Consider the following 8,845-nt stretch of genomic DNA (forward strand, 5'->3'; position numbering starts at 1 on the left):
GTACAGCTGCGGGCGACGGTGTCGGCGAAGGTCCGGGCGAGTGGGGTGAGGGCGTCCCAGCGGCGGACGGCCCAGCTGACCGGGAGCGGGGGCAGGGCGGGGACGGGGACGAGGCGGAGGGGACCGTCACCGGGTACCTCCCAGCCGGGCAGGACAGGCACGACGGCGTGTCCGAGGCCGAGTTCCGCCAGCAGGAGGGCGGTGTCCCAGTCGGCGACGCAGGTGTGGGAGCCGGCCCGGACACCGAGCTCGGCGAACGCGGCGTCGAGGCGGGCGCCCGAAGTGGAGTTCTGGGGGAGTCGGATGAGGCTGATGTCGCCGAATTCGGCCGGGTGGACACAGGGCTGGTCCGCCAGCGGATCGTCGGCGCGGACTGCCAGCACCCAGGGCAGGGCGACGACCGGGCGCTGCTCGATACCGCGCACCGGCCCGTCGATCGTGACCCAGGCGAGGTCGAGGTTGCCGGCGGTGAGGGCGTCGAAGCAGTTGCGGCTGGAGGTTTCTGTCCGGAACTCCAGACTGACCTTCGGGTAGCGCTGCCGGAAGGCGACGACGGCCTCGGACATGAAGTGCCGCACGGTGGTTCCGCCCGTGGTGACGCGCACGGAGCCGCTGTCGCCGTTGACAAGGTCCCCGACACGCCGCAGGGCCAGATCCAGACCGGCGATGCTGTCCGTGGCGGCATCGCACAGGACGCGTCCCGCGTGTGTGGGCACGACGCCTCGTGGCCGGCGCTCCAGGAGGCTCACACCGGCCTCCCGCTCCAGCCGCTTGACATGCTGGCTCACCGCTGACTGCGTGCAGCCCAGTTCACGGGCGACGGCGCTGAGGCTTCCCGCCCTGCACACGGCCACGAAGACGCGCAGGTCCTCCAAAGTCACAACTCCCAAGCTACAGCTTGGGGTTGGTGAGGAATCCATAGGATTGACTGGGGGCACGAGGATTACGAGGATCAGTGCAGGGCCCAGGCGGCAACCCGTCCGGCGCTTTCGCGGTCCGGACCACAGGCGAAGGCGCGGACGGGTGCCGACCCCGAACGACGGAAGGACACCGCCCCGTGCCTGATTCCTCTGCCGCTGACGACCAGGCCCTGGTGCTGCTGCGCGAGCTCGGTGCCGCGGACATCGCCCATCCGGGCGGCACTCTCGCCGCCCACCTCCAGCGCGTCCAGGGACAACTCGCCGTATGGGGCGCACGCCCCGCCCTCCAGGTCGCGGGCCTGTGCCACGCCTTCTACGGCACCGACGGCTTCCCCACCGCCCTGCTGTCTCCGGACAGCCGCGCCGAACTCGCGGAGGTGATCGGCGGCGAGGCTGAAGCCATCGTGTATCTCTACGCGTCGTGTGACCGGAAGGCCACCTACCCGACGCTCGCGGATGCCGACGGGGCCGTCCGGAATCGGTTCACCGGCCGTCTCCACACTCCGGAGCCGCAACTTCGGCGGGACTTCGCAGAGTTGTCCGCCGCCAACGAACTCGACCTTGCCCGCGTCGACTCCGCGTTCCGCGAGAAGTGGGGAGCCGAACTCCTGGCCTTGTTCACCCGATTCAAGCACCTGCTGAGCCAACCGGCCTGGTCGGACTGCCGTACGGTGCTTGCTGCCGGGGGCCGGTGACGTCAGCCGAGCAGTGGCGCGACGATGTCCCTCAGCTGGTCGAAGCGCTGGTAGTGCAGGCCGGTGAGGCCTGCCGCCCTGGCCGCGTCGACATGGGTGAGGGTGTCGTCGACGAACAGGCAGCGCTGCACGTCGACCCGGACCCGCTGGGCGGCTGTCGCGAAGACGCGCGGGTCGGGTTTGGCGACTCCGATCCGGGCGGTGTTGATCACCTCGTCGAAGGCGTCGGCCAGCCCTACGGAGGCGAGATACGTCTCCAGCCGGGTAGTGGCGTTGGAGACCAGGACCACCGGCACCTTGCCGCGGAGTGCGGCGAGCAGTTCGACGACATCGGCGTCGACCCGGCCGGTGAGCCCGCTCCACGCCTCGACCAGGTCCTGGGCCCGGGCGAGCGATCCGCAGACGGGTGCGAGAACCTCCGCGACTCGGTGCCGCCACTGCTCGTCGCTGAGCCGACCCGTGACAGCTGCCTGAAGAAGCTCACCGTCGAACGCCGCGCCGGCCAGCGTGCCCTCGGCCAGTCCCCAGGCCCGGTCCAGCGCGTTCATTCCGTCGGGATCCCACAGGTGCACGACTCCGTCGAAGTCACACAGCACCGCGTCGAACGGCGACCCATCCATGAGACGCGATCATGCCAGTCCCCGTGGGTTGTTCGCGTGGCGGGCGGGCCTCAGCCCTTGACGGCCTCTGCGATCCGCTGGGCGGCCTGGTCGGGCGTGAGGTGCGTGGTGTCGACCACCTCGGCCTCGACGTGCAGCCACGTGCGGGCCGCCTCGGCGTAGGGCTCGAGGTAGGCGAGACGGAACGAGGAGGGGCCGAGAACGGTGTCCCCCATGATGCGCCCGCGGAGGGTGTCCTGGTCGGCGTGGAGGACGAAGTGCCGTACGGGGATGTCGTGTCGGGCGAGACCCGTGCTGATCTCACGCCAGTACTGCTCGACCAGGACCGTCATGGGCATCACCAGAGTGCCGCCGGCGTAGTCGAGTACGCGGCGGGCGGTCTCGACCACGAGCGGCCGCCACGGCGGCCAGTGCTGGAAGTTGTCCGCCCCGGGCCCGGGCAGCCCCGGCCTGATGTCCATGAGTGTCTCGCCGACCTTCTCGGCGTCGAACACCCGTGAGTCCGGGATCAGCTGCTGCACGAGTGCACTGGTCGTCGTCTTGCCCGCGCCGTGGGTGCCGTTGATCCATACGATCATGGGACCTCACGCTAGCGCTGTGCGGGCCGCGGGAACGGGTACTCGGCTGATGTACCCCGGGGCACGTGGCGTGGCGCACTATTGCAAGCGGGTGCTTGCAATAGTTAGCGGCGGGTGGCACTGTGGAGTCATGGCATCGCTCAACGTCGGCAATCTCGGTGACTACCTGCGCGAACAGCGGCGCACCGCGCAGCTTTCGCTTCGGCAGCTCGCCGACGCCGCCGGGGTGTCCAATCCGTACCTGAGCCAGATCGAGCGCGGGCTGCGCAAGCCGAGCGCGGAGGTGTTGCAGCAGGTCGCCAAGGCCCTGCGGATCTCCGCCGAGACGCTGTACGTCCGGGCCGGCATCCTCGACGCCGAGCGGGACCGGGACGAGGTCGAGACGCGTGCCGTCATCCTCGCGGACCCGACGCTGCACGAGCGGCAGAAGCAGGTGCTGTTGCAGATCTACGAGTCCTTCCGCAAGGAGAACGGGTTCGGGACCGGCGACGGCTCCGCGGTCGTCGACCTCGTGGTCGCGCAAGACGAGGCGGACAGGGACGGGGACGTTCCCGACGGTGGCACCGGGATACGACGGACCCGCACGGACACCGGCGGCGGCCGGCCCGCCGAGCGCCGTACCGGCGACAGCGACGGCGGTGCGCCCGCGTCACCGTCGGCGACCCGCCGCACGCGCAAGGACGACCGCAAGGACGACAGCGCCACGTCACCGTCGCCCGCCCGACGTGCTCGCAAGGGCACCGGCGGTACGTCCGCCGCCCGCCGGACCCGCAAGGACACCGGCGGCAGTGACACCGACCCGCAGCAGACGGCCGGCTGAACCGGACCAGGGCACCGGCCGTACCGCCGCGGATCACACCACCCTCAGCCGAACCCTCAAGCGAAACAGAATCCGGGAGGACCATCACCATGGCCATCACCGACGACCTGCGCAAGACCCTCAGCGACCCGACGCCGCTCTACTTCGCCGCAGGCACCGCCGACCTCGCCCTTCAGCAGGCCAAGAAGGTGCCGGCCCTGGTGGAGCAGCTGCGCTCCGAGGCCCCCGCGCGGATCGAGGCCGTACGCAACACCGACACCAAGGCCGTCCAGGAGAAGGCCACCGTCCGGGCCAAGGAGGCCACCGCCCGCGTCAAGGAGACGCAGGCGACCCTCCAGAACAAGGTCACGGAGTTCATCGGCTCCATCGACATCGACATCAAGAAGCTCGGCAGCACGATCGACGCGGACCTGAAGAAGGTCGGCGAGACCGCCCAGGACATCGCGCTGCGCAGCGTCGGCGTGGCCGCCGAGTACGCCGTCAAGGCCCGGGAGACCTACGAGAAGGTCGCCGAGCACGGCGAGCAGGCCGTGCGCACCTGGCGCGGCGAGGCCGCCGAGAGCATCGAGGACGTCGCCGAGGGCGTGGAGGAGCTGGCCGTGGCCGTCGAGCCGAAGGCCGAGCCGGCCGGGGTCAAGGAGGAGCCGGCGAAGCCCGCCGGCACCACGACCGCCGCCGCCTCGGAGAAGAAGGCTCCCGCCAAGAAGGCCCCGGCGCGCAAGCCCACCGCCAAGAAGACCACCCCGCCGGTCAAGTAGGACGGCAGGGGCGCAGAGCGACCGCACGGGCCGGGCACCCTGGGGGTGTCCGGCCCGTTGTACGGGTACGGTGACCGCGTAGGGACGAGCCGAGTCAGGTGGTGGACGTTGTGCTGATGCAGGGCTTCGCAGGGTTGATGTGGCTTCTGAGCATGGCCCTGATCGTTTTCAGCGGCTTCGCGTTGATCGACGCGGCCGTGCGGCGGGAGGACGCCTACCGCGCCGCCGACAAGAAGACCAAGCCGTTCTGGCTGATCATCCTCGGGCTCGCCTTCGTGGTGAACCTGCTCTTCCCGATCCTGTCGTTCCTGCCGATCATCGGGCTCATCGCGACGATCGTGTACATGGTCGACGTCCGCCCTGCCATCCGGGCGCTCCCCGGCGGCGGCCGCAGCCAGCGCGGCTCCAGCAGCGACGGTCCGTACGGCCCCTGGAACGGCGGCCGGTAAGACCCCTGGCAGCACTGGAGCCGGGTGGGGCCGGGGCTACGGCACCCGGTCCAGCAGCAGTACCGCCACGTCGTCCGTCAGCTCGCCACCGTTGAGGTCGCGCACCTCGTTCACCGCTGCCCGCAGCAGCTGCTCGCCCCGCAGTCCCTCGGCGATCTGGCGGCGCACCATCTTCGTCATGCCGTCCTGGCCGAGCCGCTCCCGGCCCTCGCCGACATGGCCCTCGATCAGGCCGTCGGTGTAGAGCATCAGGCTCCACTCGGCGCCCAGCTCCACCTGCATACGGGGCCAGCGGGCACCCGGCAGCAGTCCGAGGGCCGGTCCGTTGTTGTCGTACGGCAGCAGGCGGGCCGGTTTGCCCGGGCGGGCCAGCAGCGGCGACGGGTGACCCGCCAGGCACAGGCCGGCGCGGCGGCCGTCCGGCGCGATGTCCACCGTGCACAGGGTCGCGAAGATCTCGTCGTCGGCCCGCTCGTGTTCCAGTACCTGCTGGAGCGTGCCCAGCAGCTGGTCCCCGCACAGGCCCGCCAGCGTCAGCGCGCGCCACGCGATCCGCAGCTCCACGCCCAGGGCGGCCTCGTCCGGGCCGTGCCCGCAGACGTCACCGATCATGGCGTGCACGGTGCCGTCCGGCGTGCGCACGACGTCGTAGAAGTCGCCGCCGAGCAGGGCGCGCGAGCGGCCCGGGCGGTAGCGGGCGGCGAACCGGAGCGGGGAGCCGTCCAGCAGCGGGGTCGGCAGCAGACCGCGCTCCAGGCGGCGGTTCTCCTGGGCGCGCAGCTTGCCCTCGGCGAGCCGTCGCTCGGCCGACTCGGAGCGCTTGCGCTCCACCGCGTAGCGGATCGCCCGGCTCAGCAGCCGGCCGTCCAGCTCGTCGCGGAAGAGGTAGTCCTGGGCGCCCACGCGCACCGCCTCCGCGCCGCGCTCGGCGTCACCCGAGGCGGTCAGCGCCAGGACGGCGTGCCGGGGTGCGAGCTCCAGCACGTGCTTGAGCACGGCGAGCTCGTCATCGGTGTCGCTGCGGCCCGGAGCCGGCAGGGCGAGGTCCAGCAGGATGCAGTGGACGTCGTCGGTCAGCAGCCGCCCGGCCTCGGTGAGGTTGCGGGCCGTGCGTACGCGGATCGGCTTGCCTGCCTGGTCGAGCATGTCGGGCACGATCGGCGAACCGGCCGGATCGTCCTCGATCAGCAGCAGGGTCAAATTGGTGTGAGCGGTGTTGTTCTCCACCTTGTCCGTGGTGTTCCCGGCGGTGTCCGGCGTGCGCGGGGCCGTCGCCGAGGCGTCCGTGTCGGACTGCTCGGCTGGGTCGTCGCACGGGGACTCGGCCTGCGCCTGACCACTCTCCACGGCCGGGATCGCTCTCTGCCGCGGTATGGGTACGGGCATCGTCTTGGGTTCCTTCCCTCCCCCCGAGGGCACGGCGGGGGCGAGGGACCTCGACCCACCGACGGGGACCATAGCGGGTGTCGGCGCCGCATTGGAATGGTGTGAGCCACGCCGCTGCGCCATCGGCCAGTGTCATATGCCGCGATATGCCCCTCAGTTGGACACCGCAGGGATGCTGTGGGGATGACGAACGTCACGTCAGCACGCGGTGGGGTGGCGGGTTCGGGGTGGGCTGGGTCACGTGGCCCAGGTCACCGGCAGGGGTGCTGCGACGTGTTGTCCGATATTCGGTGTCCGGTCGGTGCCTGCTCAGGTGTCGGTGCCTGCTCAATCGGCGCTTGCTCAGGTGTCGGTGCCTGCTCAGTCGGCGCTTGCTCAGGTATCGGTGCCTGCTCAGTCGGTGCCGGCGTCCGGTCAGTCCGTGCCGGTGTCGGCGTCCGGTCAGTCCGTGCCGGCGTCGGCGTCCGGCCGTACCACCCCGAGGATGGGCATCGTCCCCGCCCCCGCGAGGGTCACCGTCCGCCCGGGCCGCGGCGCGTGCACGATCGCCCCGTCGCCGACGTACATCGCGACATGGCTGGCGTCGTCGAAGTAGATGATGAGGTCGCCGGGCCGCATGTCCTCGATGTCGATGTGCCGCAGCCGCTTCCACTGCTCCTGCGAGGTGCGCGGAACGCCCTGTCCGGCGGATAGCCAGGCCTGTGAGGTCAGCCCGGAGCAGTCGTAGGTCTTCGGGCCCTCGGCGCCCCACTGGTACGGCTTGCCGATCTGGGCCGTGGCGTACGCGACGGCCTTCTTGCCCTGCTCGGAGGCCTTTCCGCTGATCTCGTCGAGGATGCCGGAGTCGAGCCAGGCGGTCTGCGCCTTGCCGGCCGCCTCCTTCTCCAGCTCGGCGAGGCGCTCCTGCTCCTCCTTCTGGAGCTCGGACTCGAGCTTCTCCGCCTGCGCGATCTGCTTCTCGATCTTCTTCTGCGCGGCGGCCTTGGCCTTGCGACCCGCCTCCAGCTTCTTCCACTGGGCGGAGGCGTCCTTGGCGTACTGCTCCAAGTCCTCCTGGGTGCGCGTCAGTTCGCCCATCAGGCCCTTGGCCGCGTGCTGGCCCTGGCGCACCCGGCCCGCCCCGTCGAGGAACTCCTGCGGATCGTCGCTCAGCACCAGATGGGCCTCGGGCGGCAGTCCGCCGCCGCGGTACTGGGCGGCAGCCGAGGCGCCCGCGCGGTCCTTCAGCTTCGCCAGCTTCTCCTTGCCCTTGACGATCTTCCTGGCCAGCTTGACGATCTCGGCGGACTGCTGGTCCGCCTTCTCCTCGGCGGCGTTGTACTCGTCGGTGGCGCGGGCCGCGGCGCGGTAGAGCTCGTCGAGCTTCTTGCGTACGGCCTCGAGGTCCTTGCCGGGCGCGAGCGTCGGGCCCGCGCTCGGGGTGGGGGTGGGGCTTGGGCTCGCGAATGCCGTGCCCGGTGCCGCCAGCACGGTGACCGCGCAGACCACGGCCACGGCCGTCGCGATCAGGCCACGCTTGCCCGTACCCATACCTCAGCCCCCAAACTGATTAACCGTCAGTAACGTCCGGCTCGCCTGGGGATGCTGCCATGTCGGCGCGCGAAGCGACAGGGGTAGTTCTTCCCGCGGACCCCTCCCCGGTATGCCTCCGGCATGACGGTCTCCCCGCCTGTGTGACGAACGACTCAAAAAGATCGTTCCAAGCGGGGACGCCGAGGGGCTTGCGCCGCGTGACCGGGAGATCAGCCCCGCGGCGCCAACGCCTCCCACCGCACCGTCACTTCGCCCTGCCGCCACCGCACCGGCCCGTCCGCCACCGGCCAGTCGGCGGCCAGGTCCCGTACCGCCCGGATCCAGCGCTGGCGGGCGCCGTAGGACGCGTAGGGCGCGGCGGCCGCCCAGGCGCGGTCGAAGTCGCGCAGGAAGGCGTGCACCGGCTCGCCCGGGACGTTGCGGTGGATGAGCGCCTTCGGCAGGCGTTCCGCCAGGTCCGAGGGGCGCTCCAGGGAACCGAGCCGGGTCGCGAAGGTGACCGTGCGCGGTCCCTCCGGGCCGAGCGCGACCCAGACGTGCCGGCGTCCGATCTCGTCGCAGGTCCCCTCGACCAGCAGCCCGCCGCGCGCGCCGGTCGCCGGATCGGCGGGCGCGAGCCGCCCGCACAGCCGGTGCCAGACGGCCGCGACCTCGCCCTCGTCGTACTGCCGCAGCACGTTCGCCGCCCGGACCAGCAGGGGCCGCTGCGGGATCGGGACCTCGAAACCGCCGTGCCGGAAGACGAGCCCCGCCCGTTCGTACGGCAGCGCCGCCGCGACCCGGGCCGGCTCGATCTCGACGCCCACCACGCGCGCGCGTGCCGCGACCGTACGGAGGCGGTGCAGGAGCTCGACGGCGGTCCAGGGGGCGGCGCCGTACCCGAGGTCGACCGCCACCGGATCGGCGGCACGGCGCAACTCGGCGCCGTGCGTGGCCGCGATCCACCGGTCCATGCGGCGCAGGCGGTTGGGGTTGGTCGTGCCGCGCGTCACTGTTCCCAAGGGGCGGGTGGCTGCGCGGGAAGTCATGCGTACGAGGTTAAGCGGCTCCTGGGGGTTGAACGGCCCCTAACCCCCGGCGCCACCC

General features: G+C 71.4%; 10 protein-coding genes. 4 read left to right on the forward strand and 6 right to left on the reverse strand.

Annotated features, from left to right (window positions below; genetic code table 11):
• On the reverse strand, positions 1-881 hold an 881-nt coding region (locus CA983_RS36045; RefSeq protein WP_086604962.1), incomplete at its 3' end, for a LysR family transcriptional regulator.
• A gap of 176 nt (positions 882-1,057) precedes the next feature.
• On the opposite strand from CA983_RS36045, the gene CA983_RS36050 reads away from it, so the two are divergent.
• Complete coding sequence (locus CA983_RS36050; protein WP_086604954.1) at positions 1,058-1,615, forward strand: DUF6817 domain-containing protein; 558 nt, start codon at positions 1,058-1,060, stop codon at positions 1,613-1,615.
• 2 nt (positions 1,616-1,617) lie between these two features.
• On the opposite strand, the gene CA983_RS36055 is transcribed toward CA983_RS36050, so the two are convergent.
• Both CA983_RS36055 and CA983_RS36060 read right to left on the reverse strand, forming a co-directional pair.
• Positions 1,618-2,235: an HAD family hydrolase gene (locus CA983_RS36055; RefSeq protein ID WP_086604955.1), complete on the reverse strand. Its 618-nt coding sequence runs from the start codon at positions 2,233-2,235 to the stop codon at positions 1,618-1,620.
• 50 nt (positions 2,236-2,285) lie between these two features.
• Positions 2,286-2,813 (reverse strand): P-loop nucleotide/nucleoside kinase family protein, encoded by a 528-nt coding sequence (locus CA983_RS36060; RefSeq protein ID WP_086604956.1) that lies wholly within the window; start codon positions 2,811-2,813, stop codon positions 2,286-2,288.
• 130 nt (positions 2,814-2,943) lie between these two features.
• On the opposite strand from CA983_RS36060, the gene CA983_RS36065 reads away from it, so the two are divergent.
• The 3 genes from CA983_RS36065 (at position 2,944) to CA983_RS36075 (ending at position 4,840) form a co-directional block, all read left to right on the forward strand.
• On the forward strand, positions 2,944-3,633 hold the full coding sequence (locus CA983_RS36065; protein ID WP_086604957.1) for a helix-turn-helix domain-containing protein: 690 nt from the start codon (positions 2,944-2,946) through the stop codon (positions 3,631-3,633).
• An 89-nt stretch (positions 3,634-3,722) separates the two neighbouring features.
• Positions 3,723-4,391, forward strand: a complete 669-nt coding sequence (locus tag CA983_RS36070; protein WP_086604958.1) for a hypothetical protein — start codon at positions 3,723-3,725, stop codon at positions 4,389-4,391.
• 116 nt (positions 4,392-4,507) lie between these two features.
• Entirely contained in the window at positions 4,508-4,840 is a 333-nt protein-coding gene (locus CA983_RS36075; protein WP_030243067.1) for a DUF2516 family protein, read from the forward strand.
• 36 nt (positions 4,841-4,876) lie between these two features.
• Here the strand turns inward: CA983_RS36075 and CA983_RS36080 are convergent, their stop codons facing one another.
• The 3 genes from CA983_RS36080 to CA983_RS36090 all read right to left on the reverse strand — a co-directional run bounded on the left by CA983_RS36080 (position 4,877) and on the right by CA983_RS36090 (position 8,787).
• A complete protein-coding gene (locus CA983_RS36080) occupies positions 4,877-6,226 on the reverse strand; it encodes a PP2C family protein-serine/threonine phosphatase (RefSeq protein ID WP_086604959.1) in 1,350 nt (449 codons plus the stop codon).
• 441 nt (positions 6,227-6,667) lie between these two features.
• Complete coding sequence (locus CA983_RS36085; protein ID WP_086604960.1) at positions 6,668-7,756, reverse strand: C40 family peptidase; 1,089 nt, start codon at positions 7,754-7,756, stop codon at positions 6,668-6,670.
• Between the two features lie 212 nt (positions 7,757-7,968).
• Positions 7,969-8,787, reverse strand: a complete 819-nt coding sequence (locus tag CA983_RS36090) for an SAM-dependent methyltransferase (RefSeq protein WP_086604961.1) — start codon at positions 8,785-8,787, stop codon at positions 7,969-7,971.
• Positions 8,788-8,845: the final 58 nt, after the last annotated feature.

Source organism: Streptomyces swartbergensis (genome assembly GCF_002148965.1).
GTDB lineage: Bacteria > Actinomycetota > Actinomycetes > Streptomycetales > Streptomycetaceae > Streptomyces > Streptomyces swartbergensis.